Below are 19,502 nucleotides of genomic sequence, written 5' to 3'. Positions count from 1 at the left end.
CTGCTTGGCGTGAGCGTTTCGGAGCTGGTGGATGTGGGTGTGTAATTGCGATTATTTTGTGATCTCTTTTTTAGTAAATCTCCCCGACATTTTACCGTCAGCAAGAAGAGGATGGCCATCACGCATGCTGACGTGGAATCGTCGGGGAGTTACATGCATGCACCCAACGATTCCGTGTCCGCTCCCATTCGCAATTAATTGTCTCGCGGACGACAAAATGTTGGGTGATTATCAGCCCTATTTCCTTACAAACATCCGCTTCAGCCGCGGCTCAGAAAAGGCAATATAAATAAGAAACACCATCAGCAGGAGTGTGTTGAAAACCAGTCGCTGTGCGACATTGTCGGCGAAGAGATATTGCGTGGTGTACACCGAAACGAAATACAAGGCAGCACTTAAAATCATGTAAATTAAAATACGCTTCATATCGTAGTTTACACGATAATATTTTTGTCCGAGGAAATAAGAAATAACCATCATCACTGCATAGCAGGCAAAGTTTGCCCAGGCGCTGCCCATGTAGCCGATTACCGGAATCAGCGCGATGTTCAGCCCAACTGAAATCGCAGTTCCAATCAGACTTATATACGCACCGAACCGCGTTTGTCCGGTGAGTTTATACCAGATGCTAAGGTTGTAAAATACACCAAGAAAAACATGACTGTAAAGAAGAATAGGTACAATTTTCAATCCGCTGTAATATTCTTCACCGACAAAGTATTTCACAATATCCATATACAGAATGATGGCCAGAAACATAACCGTCATGATGATCACAAAATATTTCATCACATCGGCATACGTTTGTTTTGCATCGGCATCTTTCTGTTTCGAAAAAAAGAATGGCTCTGCCGCATAGCGGAATGCCTGTACGAAAATGGACATCACAATGGCTATTTTAAAGCACATTCCATAGATTCCAAGCTGATACATTGCTATATCTGCGGGCAATATATATTTCAATAAAATACGATCAACCGTTTCGTTGGCAATGCCGGCCAATCCAAGAATCAGCAGTGGTGCGGCATACGAGAGCATCCGTTTCAGTAGTGAAAAAGAAAAACCAATGCTGAATTTGAAAAAATCCGGAATAAGCAGAAGGAAGACTACCACAGAAGCAATAAGGTTTGCAACGAAAATATGTCCTACAACCGGCTCTCCGTCGCTGATCCACGATAATGCTTCCGGTCCCCATGAATAATTTTTATACAGGTAAGGCACCAGTAAAAGCAAAATAAGATTCAGTCCGATGTTTACAAAAATGCCGATCAGTTTGATGATGGCAAAGCGCATGGCTTTGTTTTCGGCGCGCAGCTTTGCAAACGGAATGCTGGTAAAGGCGTCGAGACCGACAATTAAAGCAAAGTACTGAATGTATTCGGGATGATCGCCATAACGAAGCATGGATGCAATTGGCTGAGCAAAAATCAACGCCGCTGCGATAAACAATGCACTCGTTATGAAAAGTGAAGTAAGCGCGGTAGAATAAACGCGGCTTTTATTTTCTTCTTTCTGATTGAAATTGAAAAAAGCCGTTTCCATTCCATAGGTCAGAATGACGATGAAGAATGCGACATACGCATACATTTCGACATACACGGCCGATTCTTCCGGAAGAAAAACGCGGCTGTACATAGGCACCAGAAAATAATTGAGCAGGCGGCCTACAATGCTGCTGATGCCATAAACGGCTGTTTGTCCTGCTAAACTTCTGAGATTACCCACAACAAATTATTTACCGCTCAAAAGTACAATAATTCGCAGCACAAAGTCACTCCTTTTTTTCTCCGCGAATTCACGCAAATGAACGAGAATTCAAATCAACAGAAGAAGACTGCAGTATAAAAAGAGATCCCGGCGCAGTGGCCGGGAACTTAATTCTTCTTCTGTTGAGTTTCAAAAGTACCAAATGAATAAAACCACTACCCCAGATACGTCTTTAACAATTTGCTTCTCGAATTATGCTTCAGGCGACGCAGTGCTTTTTCTTTAATCTGGCGAACACGTTCGCGTGTGAGATCGAAATGCACTCCGATTTCTTCGAGTGTCCAGCTGTGATTAACACCAATGCCAAAATAAAGATTGATAATATCTCTTTCTTTTTCGCTGAGTGTTGCCAGTGACCGTTCGATTTCGCGTGACAAACTTTCACTAATCAGATTCTGATCGGCACGCGGAGCATCATGATTAACCATCACATCGAGCATGCTGGTAACGTCATCACTAACAATTGGAGCATCGACCGAGACATGACGCCCTGACAAGCGCATTGTTTCCATGACTTTATCTTCAGGGAGATCAAGACTAAATGCAATTTCTTCAGCTGAGGGCGGACGTTCAAAACGCTGTTCCAACCTCGAAGCTTCTTTTGAAATTTTATTGAGCGATCCAACCTGATTCAGTGGCAGACGGACAATTCGCGATTGCTCTGCCAGCGACTGCAAAATCGATTGACGGATCCACCACACAGCATAGGAAATAAATTTGAATCCGCGGGTTTCGTCAAATCGTTGCGCAGCTTTAATAAGGCCGAGATTGCCCTCGTTTATGAGGTCGGGCAAACTCAGTCCCTGATTTTGATATTGCTTTGCAACGGATACAACAAATCGAAGATTGGCACGTGTCAGTTTCTCAAGGGCAATCTGGTCGCCCTGTTTGATCCGCTGTGCCAGCAGCACTTCTTGCTCGGCAGTAATAAGTTCCTCTTTCCCTATTTCCTGAAGATATTTATCAAGTGATGCTGTTTCGCGATTGGTAATGGATTTCGATATCTTTAGTTGTCTCATGCTCAAATTTTGTTAAAAAGCTGATTTACAGCTTGTTATGCGTAATTCGGAAATAGTTTACAAAGGTAATACATTTTTAGTCAAAAACCTAGGCATTTGGCTGTATTTAACAGCCTCACAATCCAAATCCATAATATGCTTTCATTCCATTTGGATAGACGCCCTCTATCAGCACACCTCCGGTTTTTCCTGACAATGCACTTTCTACATCCTCTATGGAATAGATGACTGTCTGATCGATTTTGGTCACAATGAAACTTTCTTTGATTCCGGCATTTTTCAATGCTCCATCGGATAAAGCAGAAATCTGAACTCCGTTGTTCAAACGCAATCGGCTTAAGATTTCCTGATCTGGCGAAATAAAAGTTGCACCCATAAAGGTCGAAGTCGCTGGATCTTCTTTTTTCAGCAGCGACTTTTCGCCCCTGCGGTTTAGTAGTGTTACAGGTTTTGACAGCACCTTACTGCCACGCTCGATTTCCATAATTACTTTATCGCCCGGATGCTTTTCGGCTATCAGCTCCAGCAAACGGCTTGAACTGTTTACTTCGAGTCCGCCAATCGCAAGAATGACATCTCCGGTTTCAATTCCGGCTTCCATGGCTGCCCCTCCTTCACTTACTGAAGAAACATAAACCCCTTTCATACTTGTCAGCCCGTACTGCTTGGCAGTGGCAGCGCTTATATCCACAATGTCGGCTCCCAGATAGGCCCTCTGAACCATCCCATATTCCTTCAGGTCAAAAACAACCTTGCTGGCAATATTCGAAGGAATGGCAAAGGAATAGCCCGAATAAGAGCCTGTGTTGCTTGCAATGGCAGCATTAATTCCGATCAGCTCACCCTTTGTATTCACAAGTGCTCCGCCGCTGTTTCCTGGATTTACTGCCGCATCGGTCTGAATAAATGATTCCACCGAACTTCCACCACCCAAAATATTTATATTTCTGGCTTTCGCGCTCACAATTCCTGCCGTAACAGTACTTGTAAGATTAAATGGATTTCCGACCGCCAGCACCCATTCGCCGATTTTCACCTGATCAGAATTTCCGAAATCAAGAAACGGCAGATTATGCTCCTCAATCTTTATCAAAGCCAGATCGGTAGTTGGGTCAAGACCTATGACAGTAGCTGCAAACTCTCTTTTATCGTTCAGCGTCACCGTAATTTGTTCAGCATCCTGAACTACATGATTATTTGTGACAATATAACCGTCATCACTGACAATTACGCCACTGCCTGTGGCATTTATCGGATATTGTTGCGAGAAAGGCTGCATATTGAAAAAATTATAAAAGGGCGCAAAGAAATCATCGTAATACGCATTCTTTTGTGTAAAGGATGTCTTGATGTGAACCACCGCGGGGACGGCCTTTTCAGCCGCAAGCGTAAAGTCAACCGGATCGCTGGTTATCAGCTTTTCCGCTGGCTCTGCCAGTACAAAACCTGTTGACAAAAGCAAAAAAATAATTCCCGTCATTAACCGGGTCGCAAATTCTTTCGTTTTCATAATCGTTCGTTTTTTCATTACTTTTCAAAATCTGTTCCTTCCGGAATCACCATGGTTAACGAAATTCTTTGGTTTTTATTGTGTTTATCAGCTTTTCAGCGATGTCAAAAAAAAATTCCAATAGAAAATAAATGTGTAATTTTGCAGGACAAAATGACAATTTGTCACTACAGCCATTCTGAATTCTATGACAGGGGAAAGCACCAAAAAACACCACAGACATCCAGCGCGATCATTCATTACGGGAATGATTATGGGTGCTGCTATTTTGCTTGGCGCGTACTTCACCTATCTGCTTATAACCAACGACGAACAGGAAGTCATGAGCAGAAAAACGGCGCTTGTCAAGAATGATTCAATTCCACCACTCTACAATCTGACCGGTTTTCCACGGGTGCTTTTTGACAGCTCGCTACAGTCAATTGACAGCGTGTATTATCGCAATAAATGGAACCAACTTATTGAAATGAGCGGCTATCGCGAAATGGACTCGCTGTTCATCGATTCGGTGATTCGTAAAATGTATTTCGATTCAATCAAATTTGCATCTGATCTACCTGCCGATACAATTATACTTCAAAACGACCGGCTGATCGCTACAAAAAACATAAACGTCAGTGTTCAGAAAAAGCTTCTTATAAACGAAGACTCTTCCGGTACAGAGTATATTTATTCGGATGCAAAATTCGTTATTGAATTCTGGGATTCTCCAATCAAATTCAGAGGATTCAAAAGAACTGGAAACCACGTGGTGCTTTTCGGCTTGAATCCAAAAAATACTACAGCTTTTCTGCAGATTGACAACATTCTTTATGTTCGCGAAAAACAGCTCTGGTATTCTGTTTTCAACTCCCCGGAATTTTTAGCCCTGACTCCCGTCACATCTGCACAGACGCTTTCGAGAATCGAGGCCGCTCAAAAATAAAACCAGCAGAATGAAAACAGCCTATAAATTTCACGGTGCCGGAAACGATTTCATTCTTGTTGACAGCTTTAGTGAAGAAAAAATATTTACCGAAAAAGAAATCAAAGAGCTCTGCAACCGCCACACCGGAATCGGGGCAGACGGTCTTATTCTGATTGAAAAATCTCCGGCCGCATCCTTCAGGATGATCTATTTTAATTCCGACGGCAAAGAAGCCGAAATGTGCGGCAACGGCGCTCGTTGTGCTTTTGCTTTTGCCTTTTCAAAAAAATACTGCGACCACAAAAGCACTTTCGAAGCGAGTGATGGCCTGCATCAAGGTGAAATTGTGCTTGAAAAAAATGCAGAATGGGTTGTCAGAATCACTTTACGCGTTAGTGCAGCACCCACTGAAATAAAAGACGGATCCTACTTTGCCAACACCGGCGTTCCGCACAACGTTAGAATTATAGATGAACTAAAAAGCATTGATGTAAAATCGGACGGATCTCTGCTACGGCACAACCAACAACTTTTTCCCGACGGAGCCAATATCAACTTTGTGCTGATCAAAAACAACGAGTTGTTCATACGCACCTATGAGCGCGGAGTGGAAGATGAGACTCTTGCCTGTGGCACCGGAATCACTGCTTCAGCCTTGGTGGCAAATAAATTCTATGGCATTTCTTTTCCTGTGACCGTACATGCTGTTGGCGGTCTTTTGCGTGTGGATGAGCAGAACGGTTTTCTGTGGCTCGAAGGGCCTGCACGTCACGTTTTCACATCAACTTATTTATGATCTGTTATGCTGAATGGATCCATTGCATTTCTGAGGACACCCGACATGTCAGATATTCAATTCATGTTGGATATTGAAAATGATGAGCGGTACTGGCATTTGAGCGGAAATAATTCGCCTTACAGCCCCGAAGATATTGAGCGCTTTGTAGCTGACTCTGCATCCAATCTTGAAGCAGACCGGCAATTACGGCTTGTCATTATTGAAATAGCATCTAAACAAAGAGCAGGACTGATCGATGTTTTCGATTATGACTCCATGCACAAAAGAGCTGGCGTCGGTATATTTTTGAAAGAAGAATTTCGCAACAAAGGCCTGGCTTCTGATTCTTTGCGGGTTCTGATACAGTATTTGTTCAAAATCGTACAGCTGCATCAGGTGTGGTGCAATGTGCTTATTGAAAACACTGAAAGCTTGAAACTATTTCTCAACGCTGGTTTCGAACAAACCTGCATAAAAAAGGAATGGGTATTTCACAACAAGGTTTTTCACGATGAGGCCACTCTTCAATTAATAAATCCTAACCACCGGATATGAAAAAGAAAATTTTAATTGTTGTATTTTTTGTATTGCTGATTGCCGGCACTGCGGCAGCCTGGTTTGTCTATTCAAAAGCATTCAGCAACAATGTAAATCTGAAAGCAAAAGCCGAAAAAATAATTTATTTACCAACCGATGGCAACATCCAGAACCTGTATGATACGCTGCAGAAATATGAAATTCTGAAAAGTTTTTCTTCCTTTAAAATGCTGGCTGGTTATAAAAATCTTGAAAATAAATACAAGCCCGGCCGGTATCTGATCACAGCCGGCATGACCAACAATGCGCTGGTGAACATGTTTGCGAGCGGCCGACAGATTCCTGTGAAAATTACATTCAATAATATCCGAACGCGAGAAGAGCTTTCAAAGCGCGTTGGGAGCCAACTTGAATGCGGCGAAGAAAGTCTTCTGAAAACTCTTACTAATAAAAATACAGCTGAAAAATTCGATTTGAATGAAGACAATTTTCTGGTTTTGTTTATTCCAAATACTTATGAGCTTTACTGGAACACAAGCGCAGAGCAGTTCATCGACCGCATGCATTCAGAATGGGAAAAATTCTGGACTGCCGACCGGATGAAAAAAGCAGAAAATATCGGACTCACTCCGGCCGAAGTATCTGTACTGGCCTCCATTGTGAAGGGCGAAACAAATAAGAGCGATGAAATGGATGAAATTGCAGGCGTCTATATCAACCGTCTGAACAAAGGCTGGAAGCTGCAGGCCGACCCGACCGTTGTTTTTGGCATCGGTGATTTCACCATTACTCGGGTACTAAAAAAACATCTTGAATTCGATTCTCCATACAACACGTATATGTACGAAGGACTACCGCCGGGCCCCATCAATTTGCCAGATGCAACAGTGATCGACAAGGTTTTAAATTACACTCACCACGACTATATGTATTTCTGTGCCCGGGAAGATTTCTCAGGCTACCATAATTTCGCAGTGACCTCCGCACAGCACAGTGCCAATGCCCGCAAATATCAGCAAGCCCTGAATATATGGGAAAAGAAGAAAAGGGCTGCTGGAAAATAATCATAACGACCAACCTCTCTGCGTCGCAGAATGTGCCCTGAGTGCGTTGGTCCCGGAATATTTCCACAACGTAGAAAGCTCGCTTCACGAGAAACGTGACACAGCCGTGAGGCGCTCAGGTCGTGGAAATGAAGTATATTCTAGTGAAGCACACTTTAAGAATAGTATAATTCAATAGCTACATCAACAAAGGTGTTGCTCGAAGAGTGAACCCTTGAGTTAAGTAGAATTAGCTGAGCCCGATTGTTTTATTCAGCGCCATTTCGCAGCACTTCGAGCGCTTTCTCAGCAGCATTTTGTTCGGCGCCCTTAATGCTATAGTCAATTCCTCTGCTGCGGGCCTCTCCATTGATTCTGGCTTCACAAACATATTGTTTTTTGCGTCCGGCCTGAATTTCTTCCACAATACTGAAATCAAGACTCGATTTTTCTTTCTGGCAAAATTCAATGAGTTTGCTTTTAAAATTTGTTTCCGTGTTAATAAATGCATCAACATCTATGCGCCTGCCGAAAATAAAATTAATCAGCAGGTTTTGAGCAAAAGAATAACCTTTATCAAGATATACAGCGCCAAAAAACGCCTCCAGCGCATTGCCGGTATAGGCATTGCTGACAGGAACACTGCTCATGGTTACAAGACGTCCAACTCCAAGTTTTTCGGCAATTTTATTGAGTGAGTTACGGCTTACCACGCGCGAACGCATTTCAGTCAGATTTCCTTCATCGGCAAAAGGGAACTTTTTAAATAAAAAATCGGCAACAATCACACTGATGACAGCATCACCCAGATACTCGAGCCGCTCGTTGGATATTTCGCGGCCATTGCGTTCTGCGTGGGCCGATTTATGCATAAATGCAAGTTCATACAAAAAAATATTTCCGGGCCGAAACCCGAAAATATTTTTTATACTTTTTGAAAGTTCGTTAGCGATTTTCTTTCTGAAAAGTCTCACTATTCATACTTTTTGAACGCAAGGCAAACGTTGTGACCACCAAAGCCGAAAGTGTTACTAAGGGCATAAGTGATGTTACGTTCTTTCACCTTGTTGAAAGTGAAATCAAGGGCAGCAATATCCGGATCATCGGTGAAATGGTTGATGGTCGGAGGGATGATGCCATTTTTGAGAGAGAGAATCACGGCAATCGCCTCAATAGCGCCAGCTGCACCAAGCAAGTGTCCGTGCATTGACTTCGTTGAGTTGATCGATATTTTGGGTGCATGCTCACCAAAAAGCGAAACAATCGCTTTTGGTTCAGCAATGTCCCCAACAGGGGTTGACGTTCCATGCGTATTGATATGCTCGACGTCCTGCGGGGTGATACCTGCATCTTTGATGGCAATCGACATTGCAGCCTTGGCTCCTTCACCTTCCGGATGTGGAGCAGTCAGATGGTGAGCATCGGCCGAAAGGCCAAAACCAACCAATTCTGCATAGATTCTTGCGCCACGTTTTACTGCATGGTCATAATCTTCAATAATAACTCCGGCACCGCCTTCACCCAGAACAAAGCCATCGCGGTCCTTGTCGAAAGGACGTGAAGCCGTTTTAGGATCATCGTTGCGGGTTGAAATTGCATGCATAGCGTTGAAGCCTCCGATACCGCCTTGATTGATGGCAGCTTCGGAGCCACCGGCAACCATTACATCAGCGTAGCCGTGACGAACAAGCATTATGGCATCGGCGATTGCGTTGGCCGAAGATGCGCATGCTGAAACGGTGCAATAATTAGGACCTTTAAGGCCGTTAATCATACTGATGTGACCGGCAGTGATGTCGGCAATCATTTTAGGAATAAAAAATGGATTGAAGCGTGGAGTACCATCACCTTTGGTAAATTCGGAGATCTCTTCGTAAAAAGTTATCAAACCGCCAATACCACTGGCCCATACAACACCAATGCGTGAACAATCCTCTTGCTCTAGGTTTAAACCTGAGTCTTTAATGGCCTCATTGGCACTTATGATTCCGAACTGAGAAACCAGGTCATATTTTCTAACCTCTTTACGGTCAAAATACTTTGATGAGTCATAATTCTTTACTTCACAGCCAATCTGTGTCTTGAATTTTGATGCATCGAACCTGGTAATCGTTCCGGTACCACTCACTCCGTTGTGTAAACTGTCCCAGAATTCCGGGACAGTGTTACCAATCGGAGTAATTGCGCCAAGGCCAGTTACAACAACTCGCCTTTTATTCATCAAATACTGAATTTACTTTTTGTTTTCTTCAATGTACTTGATCGCTTCACCTACGGTGCCGATCTTTTCTGCCTGGTCGTCCGGAATCTGGAGTTCGAAAGCTTTTTCGAATTCCATAATCAATTCAACCTGGTCCAGTGAATCAGCGCCCAGATCATTTGTGAAACTGGCTTCTGGTTTAACTTCTGCTGCGTCGACGCCTAATTTGTCAACAATAATGGCTTTTACTTTTTCTGCAATTTCTGACATGTTTTCCTGATTTTAGTAAAACAAGCTGCAAAGTAACTACTTTTAATGTTCATAGCAAAATTTACCTTGAGAAATTATACTTAAATTGATCTCAACTTTTTGATTCTGATGGATTTGTAGTTTCGTCTTTATTGATGTACCTTATAATTACAAAACGGGGTAAATTGTTGCCAATCTACCCCGTTCCGTTATTAAATCATTCTCTAATTCTTGATTATCAGTCGGTTAAAATATGTTTTATCGCCGGCGTCAATCCTGAAAAGATAGGCTCCCTGAGCCCGGCCATGCAAGTCAATGACAATTTCCGATTGTTCTGAGTACATGCGCCAGAGGATTAGCCTGCCATCTGCATCATACACATAATAGTTGCCCGAAACAGGAGTTTGTCCCATTCTGATAGTGAATACACCTGACGAAGGATTTGGGAATATTTCAGGCTTACTTTCAGATTCATCAATGGAAGTGAGAACATTCACGATAGCTCCACTGCTGGTAACGCTTCCACAGGTGCCGGTAACTGCACAGGTGTATGTGCCGAAGTCAGATGCTGAAACATTTAATATCTGAAGAGCAGCACTCGTTGCCCCTGAAATGTTTCCACCATTAGAAATATTCACATTGTTCTTCTTCCACTGATAGGTCAGTGACCCGCCTGAGGCTCCTACAGTCAACGTAATATCATCACCTTCATTGGCATTTATACTCACGGGCTGTGAGGTGATTGAAGTTGCTGCATTTATTGTCAAAACCGCACCATTACTGGTGTCGTTTCCAAACGAATTAGTAACGACACAACGATAAGTAGCGGTATCACCAGCGGTCACCGACGCAATTGTATAAGTTGAAGAAGTGGCTCCGGCAATGTTTACGCCGTTCTTCTGCCACTGGTAACTGATGGTCGGATCTCCTGAAGCTGTTACAGTAAACGATACAGCAGTTCCCGGGCAGACCGATGTGCTGGCTGGATCTGTTACAACCGCTGCAGCGGTGCCGGCAGCCACCGTTGAATTGAATTCAAGGTCATCCATCCAGAACATAAACATATCAGTCGTTACGTGGCGAATAGCCAGATAAATTGTTTGATTGTCATACGTCGAAAGGCTGTAAGTATGCTGGGTCCAAGTAGAAGGAGCTTCAACAACAGATGATAGTGCCGTAAAACTTGCAGGCTGATTGTCGGTCGTTGAAACCATGATCTGATATGAATCATTGCCCCAGGTGCTTGGTTTTGGACTGAGTACCCAAAGCGAGAAACTCGAGTTAGTTCCCAAAGCCATGGCCGGAGAAATGAACCAGTCGTCGCTGGCCGATCCATCTGAAGGACAAATGGCCATTCCACAACGGGAGCCACCATGAGCCACATCGGTCTGTGCAGCTGTCCATCCGGAGGCAACCGGATTCATACACATGTAGGCAAAGGCTGTTCCTTCTCCCGTAAATGTGGCGTCACCACTCGAATAAGTTGCAAGGCCATCTACATCTGAAGTGGTCCAGGGGGCAAAGGATGTTGTATAATCTGTGGATGATTCAAAGTCAAGGGTGAAAGGATAAGTGTTTGTTCCAGATGCAAGTGTTGTTGCATTATCGGTAACACCCGTACTCCAGGTATAACTCCCGGTATTGCTCCATGCCTTGTAATAATAAGTTGTAGATGGATTAAGTCCCGTGTGGTTGAAAGAAGTTGCCGAACCATAATAAATCACATTTCCGCCACCGGTGATGGCGTTTCCGGCTGCATAGGCTGTTCCTGTCACAGGAGTTCCAAAAGTGTTGGTTGTATTCCAGGCAACAAGCACGGGATTGCTACTGCCGTTCAGCACCCAGCTGAGGTCTATCTCAGAGGTTGAAACCGCAGTTGCATTGAAGTTGCTTACATCTGTTGAAGCTCCTGCCGGCAATTGGAATGAATAAATACGTGTTTCCTGACCGCTTGTTGATGCACAATACTGACCGGTATGCCAGAAAGTGATTCCATCCGGATCGAGCGATGTCTGCGAGTAATCGCCAAAACGGTTTGCCCCGCTTTGTGATGCATTTCCGGCAATGGCAGTGGTTTCTGCAAAAGTCATTGTTCCCAGCGGATCCGAAGCCAGACGGCCAGTATAATACAATCCAGGAGTAAGGGTCGTTGATGATTTTGCATAACAAAGTGCAATACTTCCATTGTCATCCATGGCAGCGCTGCTCATCCAGCGGGTATCGCTGTCAGGCTGATAAATTCCCTGCTGATACATGCTCCATGTGCCGGATGTCTGGCGTAGTTCGCACCAGTAGATTGCTCTGACGCGCGGTGTGTTCGAAATCAGCACGCCCCAGGACAAAACAACACTGTTATGGCTTGACCATGAACGCCACGGAGCCCTGTACATCAGTACGCCGCCAATACCATCCAGATATTGGCCATTGGGCTGCGGAACATCGTTCCAGCTTGAATTATACGAAGCATCGAATGAATTTGTATTTACTGCAGTTGGACCTGTAATAGTAACCGAAGGAGTTGTTCCCCAGCTGGTTGTGGCATTCCAAATTTTAACTGCATCATTTCCGGTTCCCCAGGCATTATCAAAATAACTAAAGAATGGCAGCGGTGTTCCGGCTGCAGGCAATGCATCGTCATCTGCTGCATCGGCAGGCAGTGGAATGAAAAAAGAAGAAACTGATCCAGTCGAAAAATTGGAATAGGTCATTCGCGCTGATGTATTTCCGACAAGCATGGCTGTTCTTTCAAACACATGAATTTTGTCTGTACTCTGATTCGAAGTCATATAATAGCCATCGTGCCAGATCGAAAACTTGAGATAATCGGGGAAATCATCAGAAGTATATGTGTAAGTATAGTAATTGCCTGTAGGATCATTAGTCTGAGAAATGGCAATGTAAATATTGTTTGGAGTAGAACCATACGGATCGGCAAACTGGCTCAGGAACCAGCGATCGGCAAATTTGTCGTACATTACAATCGGATCTCCTGCATTGGAAGATGATCCCCAGAGCGTTGCGAGCTGGAATGTTTCCAACGCAGTTCCGGTCTTGTTGAAAATCCTGACTGTTGTAGCATTAACAATTTGTATATAATGATTCGGGCCAACAGCACCAGTCGGATCGGGCGGATAAGCTGAGCTTGTAACGCCCGCCCAGTTTGTTAAGGGAGCCTTATTCGCATTGCTTCGGTCACCCATTTTTGTTTGAACTATCGCCGGATCATTTCCGTACTCAGGACCATCTTCGACTGAGTAAACAAAAGCCTGTGCCGGCCTGTTTTTCCGGTCAGGCGAAATCCATGGCTTTGTGTTGAAGTCCGGCTCCACATAGGGATGCTCATCTACCAACTCACTCAATGGCCGGGTCAGAGTGAAAGATGTTGGATACATAAACCCGGTCTCCGTATTGTTCGGGCGGGAATTAGTTTCGCTTTGCGCTTTCAGAAACGTTCCGGACAGCGACAAGCACATCGTGAGAATTACTGATAAAAGGTAAACTTTCATGGGGCTTTGATTTTTTCTTACTTAACCAGACAAATTTCAACCGCTTTGGTTGGCTCGCTGAATATAAATTTTCCGGAAATATAAAATCAGCTGTCCGTTTTATTGCTATTTTTGTTCTTCGCAAAATAATAAACCTCCCTTTGTGTTATTCACACATTGCTTACGGAAATTATTTTTAAACAACTGTTAGCTCTTTTTGTTCATGGATATTTATCGTCGAAAAAAATTCTGGAAGTGGGGGTTGTTCTTCATCGGGCTGCTGATCGTAAGCGCGTCGCTCATGTTCAGTAATAATCTGGTGAAAAAAATTGCTTCCGACGAACGCAAAAAAGTAAAAATATGGGCTAATGCCATTCAGCAGAAAGCCAATCTGGTCAACTACACGAACGACTTTTTTAAAAAAATAAAGGAAGAAGAACGCAAACGTGTTGAAATCTGGGCCGAAGCTACCAAAAGGCTCATCAATGCCGGCATCGACGAAGACCTTAGCTTCTATACGCAAATTATCGCTGGCAACACTACAATCCCGGTGGTTCTCACCGACGAAGAGAAAAATATTATCGCAGTAAAAAATGTCGATTTTTCAACCGATACCATAAAAAAACTTGATGGCAGAAGACTGAGCGATTTCTCAGTGATAGAGCCCATTGTAGTCAGCTATGGTGAGTTTGTAAATTATCTGTATTTCAAAGAATCGCTGCTTTTCACCGAGCTGCGAAACGTGCTGAACGACCTCACAGAATCTTTCTTCTCCGAAGTTGTTGTAAACAGCGCCAGTGTTCCTGTGCTCATTCTTGATTCTGCACGCACAAAAGTCTATTCCAGTGGAAATGTCAACAATGAAGTACTGAATGACCCGGATGAACTTAAAGAGCTGATCAAAACTATGGAGGCTCAGAATCCGCCAATTATCATCGAGTTCGAAGGCCAGGGGAAAAAATACATTTATTACAAGGATTCTTATCTTCTCACCCAGCTTCGCTATTACCCTTTTGTATTATTACTTGTTGTAGGCGTATTTCTTTTGGTCGCATATTTTTTGTTCAACACCACTCGAAAAGCCGAACAAAACAAGGTTTGGGTGGGTATGGCCAAGGAAACCGCGCATCAGCTCGGAACCCCCATTTCATCCATGCTTGCATGGCTCGATTTTATCGAAACCGATGAAAAAAATAAAGTCTATATCGATGAATTACGAAACGATATACAACGACTGCAAGACGTTACGGCTCGTTTCAGCAACATTGGTTCTGCGCCGGAATTGCCTCTTACATCGCTGACAGAATCTGTATATAATTCTGTCCGATATATCCGGGCACGTTCATCCAAAAAAGTCAGCATTAATATTTTGTTTCGCGAGAATGATTCATTGGCCCTGCCTCTCAACGAAAATCTCTTTGGCTGGGTAATGGAAAACCTGCTGAAAAATGCCATTGATGCAATGGAAGGCGAAGGTTCAATAACTATTTCACTCCACAACGCGTCGCGTCATGTTATGCTTGATGTGTCTGATACCGGAAAAGGCTTTCCAAAATCACAATACAAATCGGTTTTCCGTCCCGGCTTCACAACAAAAAAACGCGGCTGGGGGCTGGGACTCACTCTTTCGAAACGTATTATCGAAGAGTACCACAAAGGCAAACTGTTTGTCCATTCATCCGTTCCCGGCAAGGGAACAACCTTTCGCATTGTTCTTCCTCTGAAATAAATTTCTTGAGTCTTCTCTGAAAATCCCGAGGATGTCTTAAAAAGAAATCAGGTGCAAAAACAACATTCCACCGTCCAAAGCGACGAAGTCAGGCCCAACTCGAAGAGGCGCGGAGCTGAGGGACATGGAACCGTTGTTTTTGATGTTGTTACGACGGTTCCATGTTCCGGTTCAAAAGCATTGCGAAAAACCGAATCACAAGACGGAACGGTGGAATGTCGTAACAATCGGCAATTTTGAGACATCCTAGGGAATGAAGAGATGCAAAAATCGATAAAATTTATTGAAGACGCGAATACTGCGGTATGCACATATTTGGCCAATGGAAAACATTTATCCATAGACCTGATCAAACAGTACGAAAAGTGTTTTATCGTTCTGAAGAAAGAGCAGAAAAATCGGTTTAATCCTGGGAAATAAGCCCCTGCTCTAGCAGGCTACTTCCTCATTGATTAAAACCCGGTCATAGAATTTATTGAATGCATCAATGTAATTCTCCTCGCCCTGGTATTCGAGCATTGGCAGCTTGCTTTTCTTTGCGTAATCAAGCACATCTTTGCTTACATCGGCTGATCCAACAATAATTCCATCTGAATAATCAATGGCCGTTTTCATCCAACCAAGATAGTTGCGGTCTTTCTTGAGCTGAGGCAAACCAGCAGCTGTGAGATCATCCATGATAATATTGGGAACAACCTGCTCTGACAAATATTCCGAAAAATGATCGTCATAGAGCGATAGAATGATTTTGCTTTCTGAAAATATAGGGTGCTTTTTATATACTTTTTTTACATAAGGAGCTATGAGAGCGGTCATCCAGCCATGGCAGTGGATAATGTCGGGAGCCCATCCAAGTTTTTTTACTGTTTCGAGTACGCCTCTGTTAAAAAATACCGAGCGGGCATCGTTATCGTTATAAAAACGATTGTCTTTATCGTGAACAATAAATTTGCGGTGAAAATAATCTTCGCTGTCGATGAAGTAAACCTGCATTCGTGCCTGTTGGATACTTGCAACTTTGATGATAAGCGGGTGATCGGAGTCGTTGATAATGATATTCATCCCGGAGAGGCGAATCACCTCATGCAGCTGATGTCTACGCTCATTGATACATCCGAAACGGGGCATAAATGTGCGGATCTCTTTTCCTCTTTCCTGGGTACCCTGCGGCAGGTGCCTGCAAACATTTCCCATTTGGCTGTCCCTTAAATACGGGGTGATTTCCTGAGATACGTACAGAATTTTTGCTTTCTCCATAACAATGCAAGGGCTAATAAATAATATGCAAAGTTACGATTTTTTTCGCATATATATTAAAAAAAGAGTTTAGTTTTGTACTTTTTTTCGTCTGATTATGAATATTTTCCGCACAATTAAAGAATACAAAGACTGGCGTAACGGATTAACAGATAAAACCACTATTGGCTTTGTTCCAACCATGGGATTCCTGCACCAGGGCCACATTTCGCTGGTTTCTGCCTCTCTGAAAGAGAATGATGAAACCGTTGTGAGCATTTTTGTCAACCCCACTCAGTTTAACAATCCGGAGGATCTTGTAAAATACCCCAGAAATGAAGCAAGGGACCTGGCTATGCTCGAAAAAGCGGGAGCGACGGCTGTTTTCATACCGACCGTTGAAGAGATGTATCCCGAGCCGGTTACCAGAACATTCACATTCACTGGTATCGACGACGTGATGGAAGGAGCTAAGCGACCCGGGCACTTCAACGGAGTTGCCATGGTTGTTTCAGCGTTATTCAGCATTGTTGGGCCTAATATCTCCTATTTCGGAATGAAAGACTACCAGCAACTCCTGATCATTCGGAAACTTGCAGAAAATGATTTTCCACTGATAAACATTAAGGGAATGCCCATCGTGCGTGAAGACGACGGACTGGCCATGAGTTCTCGCAATTCAAGACTTTCTGAAGAAGAACGCGAAATGGCTCCTTTGATTTACGAAGTGTTGAAACGATCCAAACAGCTCATTCAGGAATTCCAACCCGACGAGGTCTGCCGGCACTGCGAGCGCATGCTCGCAGGAAGCGGAATGATCGAACCAGAATACTTCATCATCGCCGATGCACAGACCCTGCAACCGCTGCAAAAAAAAGAAGATGCAAAACACGCCATGGCATTTGTGGCCGCTTGGCTTGGCAAGGTAAGACTCATTGACAATTTCGAATTATTTTAGTACTTTTGCATCATGAATATACAGGTGTTGAAAAGCAAAATCCACAAAGCAACGGTGACTGAAGCCGATCTGTATTACACAGGAAGCATCACCATCGATGAAAACCTGATGGATGCTGTTGATTTGATAGAATTTGAAAAAGTTCATGTGCTGAACATCAATAATGGTGAACGTCTTGAAACTTATGTGATCAAAGGTGCCCGCGATAGCGGAACCATTTGCATGAACGGCCCTGCGGCACGAAAAGTGGCTCCGGGAGATACCGTTATAATTTTATCCTATTGCTCGCTTGAATACAATGAAGCAAAAAAATTCAAACCGGCTATCATTTTTCCAGACAAAAACAACAAACTTTAAGCGTTGAAAAAAACGGTGCTTAAAATCATACAGACCGCAGCCTTCATAGGCTTGGGTGTATTTTTCATTTTCTATTTCTGGGATAAACTCGATGTTGAACAACAGGAAAAAGTTGTCGACAATTTTCTGAAAGCAAATTATTTCTGGGTATTACTGGCCCTTGCAGCCGGCATTCTGAGCCATATTCTGCGCGCAGCACGATGGAATCTGCTCATCGATACCATAGAAAAAGCGCCGCCTCTTAAGCAATCTTTCTGGTCACTCATGGCTGGTTATCTGGCAAATCTTGCGGTTCCGCGTCTGGGCGAAATAACGCGCGCAGTGCTGCTTTCAAAGCAATCAAAAATACCCTTCGACAAACTTTTCGGGACGGTCGTTGCTGAACGAACTTTCGATTTTTTCTTCTATCTGGCATTGTTTTTTGCCGCCATAGCCATCTTCTGGAACAATGTCAAAACATATGTCACAGAGCGAATTATGGGTGGTTTTACCGAAAAAACCAGTTTGTTTACCGTATGGAAAATATGGCTGATTCTCGGCATTCTTTTAACACTGTTTCTTTTGTTTCTTTGGATACTGAAAAGATTTCGGCATAAACCGTTAATTCAGAAAATCCGCAAGATCATCAAAAACCTGATGACTGGATTATTTTCAATTTTTAAATTGAAAAAAACCGCACTGTTTTTTGTTTACACATTTTTGATCTGGGTCATGTACTGGCTCATGGTTTATCTCATGTATTTCAGCATTCCGTCAACATCCGGACTATCGGCTGAATCGGCCTTCATGGTTCTTGTTTTCGGAACAATCGGCATCATCGTTATCCAGGGCGGCATCGGTATTTATCCTTTGATTGTTTCTGAAGTACTGCTGATTTACGGTGCAGAAATTACGGATGGATTCACCATTGGATGGCTTTCGTGGACCGTGCAGACCATCATGATTCTTGTGATGGGAATGATTGCTTTTGTCATGATGAGTTTTCAAAAAACCAAAAAAGATGGACTTCCGGAAATTGATTAGTGAAAAAGTCATGACGCGTGAACAGTTGATTCAGCGAGCGAATACGTGGAGAACTGAACGTCAGACCATCGTTTTTTCCAACGGCTGCTTCGATATCATTCATCCCGGTCATGCTCTGTATCTAGCTGCTGCGGCCGCTCTCGGCAGCAGACTCGTACTCGGCGTCAACACCGATGATTCCGTAAAACGTCTTAAAGGCGCATCAAGACCCATCATTTCGGAAAACGAACGTTGCCTTCTTCTCGCATCATTTCAGTTTGTAGATGCCGTTTGTCTCTTCGATGAAGACACTCCGCTGCAACTTATTGAATCAATAATTCCGGACATTCTCGTTAAAGGGAAAGATTACACCATTGACCAGATTGTTGGTGCAGATGTGGTTTTGCAGCATGGCGGAAAAGTTGAAACCATCGAACTTGTAGAAGGATTCAGCACCTCATCGCTTATTGAAAAAATTAAACGGATTTAGCTTTCAATTGTCAGTTCTCAGCTCTGAGCAAGATCTAAGTCGTTACGTGTGACAATCGTGGAATTTATACCGCTGAAAGCGGGAGTCGTTACAAAATTCACTTGTAATTCAGAACTATTGTGGCATCTCAATTATATCACATCGCCGCACTTATCACGTTTTACGTGAAGTCGCACATTTCCAGATCCTCTCAAGACAAAAGATAAAAGGACAAGGACAAAAGTGATCATCTCAT

The 19,502-nt window shown here is 43.4% G+C and carries 17 protein-coding genes; 9 read left to right on the top strand and 8 right to left on the bottom strand.

Annotation, left to right across the window (positions count from 1 at the left end; all coding sequences use genetic code 11):
* Positions 1 to 237: 237 nt before the first annotated feature.
* The 3 genes from A2W93_06840 to A2W93_06830 all read right to left on the bottom strand — a co-directional run bounded on the left by A2W93_06840 (position 238) and on the right by A2W93_06830 (position 4,296).
* Complete coding sequence (locus A2W93_06840) at positions 238 to 1,725, bottom strand: hypothetical protein (GenBank protein ID OFY53335.1); 1,488 nt, start codon at positions 1,723 to 1,725, stop codon at positions 238 to 240.
* A 197-nt stretch (positions 1,726 to 1,922) separates the two neighbouring features.
* The gene (locus tag A2W93_06835) at positions 1,923 to 2,786 is read right to left on the bottom strand and encodes an RNA polymerase subunit sigma (GenBank protein OFY53334.1); all 864 of its coding nucleotides are present in this window, start codon (positions 2,784 to 2,786) and stop codon (positions 1,923 to 1,925) included.
* 115 nt (positions 2,787 to 2,901) lie between these two features.
* The gene (locus A2W93_06830) at positions 2,902 to 4,296 is read right to left on the bottom strand and encodes a hypothetical protein (GenBank protein OFY53333.1); all 1,395 of its coding nucleotides are present in this window, start codon (positions 4,294 to 4,296) and stop codon (positions 2,902 to 2,904) included.
* A 187-nt stretch (positions 4,297 to 4,483) separates the two neighbouring features.
* Here A2W93_06830 and A2W93_06825 point away from each other — a divergent pair, with 187 nt between their 5' ends.
* The 4 genes from A2W93_06825 to A2W93_06810 are packed head-to-tail and all read left to right on the top strand — an operon-like array spanning position 4,484 to position 7,582.
* Positions 4,484 to 5,221 (top strand): hypothetical protein, encoded by a 738-nt coding sequence (locus tag A2W93_06825; GenBank protein ID OFY53332.1) that lies wholly within the window; start codon positions 4,484 to 4,486, stop codon positions 5,219 to 5,221.
* 10 nt (positions 5,222 to 5,231) lie between these two features.
* The gene (locus A2W93_06820; protein OFY53331.1) at positions 5,232 to 5,999 is read left to right on the top strand and encodes a diaminopimelate epimerase; all 768 of its coding nucleotides are present in this window, start codon (positions 5,232 to 5,234) and stop codon (positions 5,997 to 5,999) included.
* Between the two features lie 6 nt (positions 6,000 to 6,005).
* Complete coding sequence (locus A2W93_06815) at positions 6,006 to 6,536, top strand: hypothetical protein (protein OFY53330.1); 531 nt, start codon at positions 6,006 to 6,008, stop codon at positions 6,534 to 6,536.
* Positions 6,533 to 7,582, top strand: coding sequence for a hypothetical protein (locus A2W93_06810; protein OFY53329.1), 1,050 nt, complete (start codon positions 6,533 to 6,535; stop codon positions 7,580 to 7,582). The genes A2W93_06815 and A2W93_06810 overlap by 4 nt, the downstream gene beginning before the upstream one ends.
* Before the next feature lie 248 nt (positions 7,583 to 7,830).
* Here A2W93_06810 and A2W93_06805 read toward each other — a convergent pair whose 3' ends face one another.
* From A2W93_06805 to A2W93_06790, 4 genes are all read right to left on the bottom strand, one after another.
* Positions 7,831 to 8,538, bottom strand: a complete 708-nt coding sequence (locus A2W93_06805; protein OFY53328.1) for a ribonuclease III — start codon at positions 8,536 to 8,538, stop codon at positions 7,831 to 7,833.
* The gene (locus A2W93_06800) at positions 8,535 to 9,782 is read right to left on the bottom strand and encodes a beta-ketoacyl-[acyl-carrier-protein] synthase II (GenBank protein ID OFY53327.1); all 1,248 of its coding nucleotides are present in this window, start codon (positions 9,780 to 9,782) and stop codon (positions 8,535 to 8,537) included. The genes A2W93_06805 and A2W93_06800 overlap by 4 nt, the downstream gene beginning before the upstream one ends.
* 12 nt (positions 9,783 to 9,794) lie before the next feature.
* Positions 9,795 to 10,031 (bottom strand): acyl carrier protein, encoded by a 237-nt coding sequence (locus A2W93_06795; protein OFY53326.1) that lies wholly within the window; start codon positions 10,029 to 10,031, stop codon positions 9,795 to 9,797.
* Between the two features lie 203 nt (positions 10,032 to 10,234).
* Entirely contained in the window at positions 10,235 to 13,516 is a 3,282-nt protein-coding gene (locus A2W93_06790; protein OFY53325.1) for a hypothetical protein, read from the bottom strand.
* A gap of 202 nt (positions 13,517 to 13,718) precedes the next feature.
* Here A2W93_06790 and A2W93_06785 point away from each other — a divergent pair, with 202 nt between their 5' ends.
* Positions 13,719 to 15,224, top strand: coding sequence for a hypothetical protein (locus tag A2W93_06785; GenBank protein OFY53324.1), 1,506 nt, complete (start codon positions 13,719 to 13,721; stop codon positions 15,222 to 15,224).
* A 429-nt stretch (positions 15,225 to 15,653) separates the two neighbouring features.
* Here A2W93_06785 and A2W93_06780 read toward each other — a convergent pair whose 3' ends face one another.
* Positions 15,654 to 16,481: a glycogen synthase gene (locus tag A2W93_06780; GenBank protein ID OFY53323.1), complete on the bottom strand. Its 828-nt coding sequence runs from the start codon at positions 16,479 to 16,481 to the stop codon at positions 15,654 to 15,656.
* Positions 16,482 to 16,578: 97 nt separating this feature from the next.
* Here A2W93_06780 and A2W93_06775 point away from each other — a divergent pair, with 97 nt between their 5' ends.
* From A2W93_06775 to A2W93_06760, 4 genes are read left to right on the top strand one after another with little or no spacing between them, the layout of a single operon-like run.
* Positions 16,579 to 17,418 (top strand): pantoate--beta-alanine ligase, encoded by an 840-nt coding sequence (locus A2W93_06775; GenBank protein OFY53322.1) that lies wholly within the window; start codon positions 16,579 to 16,581, stop codon positions 17,416 to 17,418.
* 12 nt (positions 17,419 to 17,430) lie between these two features.
* Positions 17,431 to 17,775: an aspartate 1-decarboxylase gene (locus tag A2W93_06770; GenBank protein ID OFY53321.1), complete on the top strand. Its 345-nt coding sequence runs from the start codon at positions 17,431 to 17,433 to the stop codon at positions 17,773 to 17,775.
* 3 nt (positions 17,776 to 17,778) lie between these two features.
* Positions 17,779 to 18,798 (top strand): hypothetical protein, encoded by a 1,020-nt coding sequence (locus A2W93_06765; GenBank protein ID OFY53320.1) that lies wholly within the window; start codon positions 17,779 to 17,781, stop codon positions 18,796 to 18,798.
* Entirely contained in the window at positions 18,776 to 19,267 is a 492-nt protein-coding gene (locus tag A2W93_06760) for a D-beta-D-heptose 1-phosphate adenosyltransferase (GenBank protein ID OFY53319.1), read from the top strand. Before A2W93_06765 ends, A2W93_06760 begins: the two co-directional genes overlap by 23 nt.
* The last annotated feature ends 235 nt before the right edge of the window (positions 19,268 to 19,502 follow it).

Source organism: Bacteroidetes bacterium GWF2_43_63 (assembly GCA_001769275.1).
In the GTDB taxonomy this organism is placed as follows: Bacteria; Bacteroidota; Bacteroidia; order Bacteroidales; family DTU049; genus GWF2-43-63.
This window is presented reverse-complemented; position numbering and strand designations above follow the sequence as displayed.

Coding starts and splice junctions, on each gene's coding strand:
- A2W93_06770 (OFY53321.1), top strand. CDS start 17,431: ATGAATATACAGGTGTTGAAAAGCAAAATCCACAAAGCAACGGTGACT.
- A2W93_06795 (OFY53326.1), bottom strand. CDS start 10,031: ATGTCAGAAATTGCAGAAAAAGTAAAAGCCATTATTGTTGACAAATTA.
- A2W93_06800 (OFY53327.1), bottom strand. CDS start 9,782: ATGAATAAAAGGCGAGTTGTTGTAACTGGCCTTGGCGCAATTACTCCG.
- A2W93_06785 (OFY53324.1), top strand. CDS start 13,719: ATGGATATTTATCGTCGAAAAAAATTCTGGAAGTGGGGGTTGTTCTTC.
- A2W93_06810 (OFY53329.1), top strand. CDS start 6,533: ATGAAAAAGAAAATTTTAATTGTTGTATTTTTTGTATTGCTGATTGCC.
- A2W93_06815 (OFY53330.1), top strand. CDS start 6,006: ATGCTGAATGGATCCATTGCATTTCTGAGGACACCCGACATGTCAGAT.
- A2W93_06825 (OFY53332.1), top strand. CDS start 4,484: ATGACAGGGGAAAGCACCAAAAAACACCACAGACATCCAGCGCGATCA.
- A2W93_06775 (OFY53322.1), top strand. CDS start 16,579: ATGAATATTTTCCGCACAATTAAAGAATACAAAGACTGGCGTAACGGA.
- A2W93_06760 (OFY53319.1), top strand. CDS start 18,776: ATGGACTTCCGGAAATTGATTAGTGAAAAAGTCATGACGCGTGAACAG.
- A2W93_06780 (OFY53323.1), bottom strand. CDS start 16,481: ATGGAGAAAGCAAAAATTCTGTACGTATCTCAGGAAATCACCCCGTAT.
- A2W93_06830 (OFY53333.1), bottom strand. CDS start 4,296: ATGAAAACGAAAGAATTTGCGACCCGGTTAATGACGGGAATTATTTTT.
- A2W93_06835 (OFY53334.1), bottom strand. CDS start 2,786: ATGAGACAACTAAAGATATCGAAATCCATTACCAATCGCGAAACAGCA.
- A2W93_06820 (OFY53331.1), top strand. CDS start 5,232: ATGAAAACAGCCTATAAATTTCACGGTGCCGGAAACGATTTCATTCTT.
- A2W93_06790 (OFY53325.1), bottom strand. CDS start 13,516: ATGAAAGTTTACCTTTTATCAGTAATTCTCACGATGTGCTTGTCGCTG.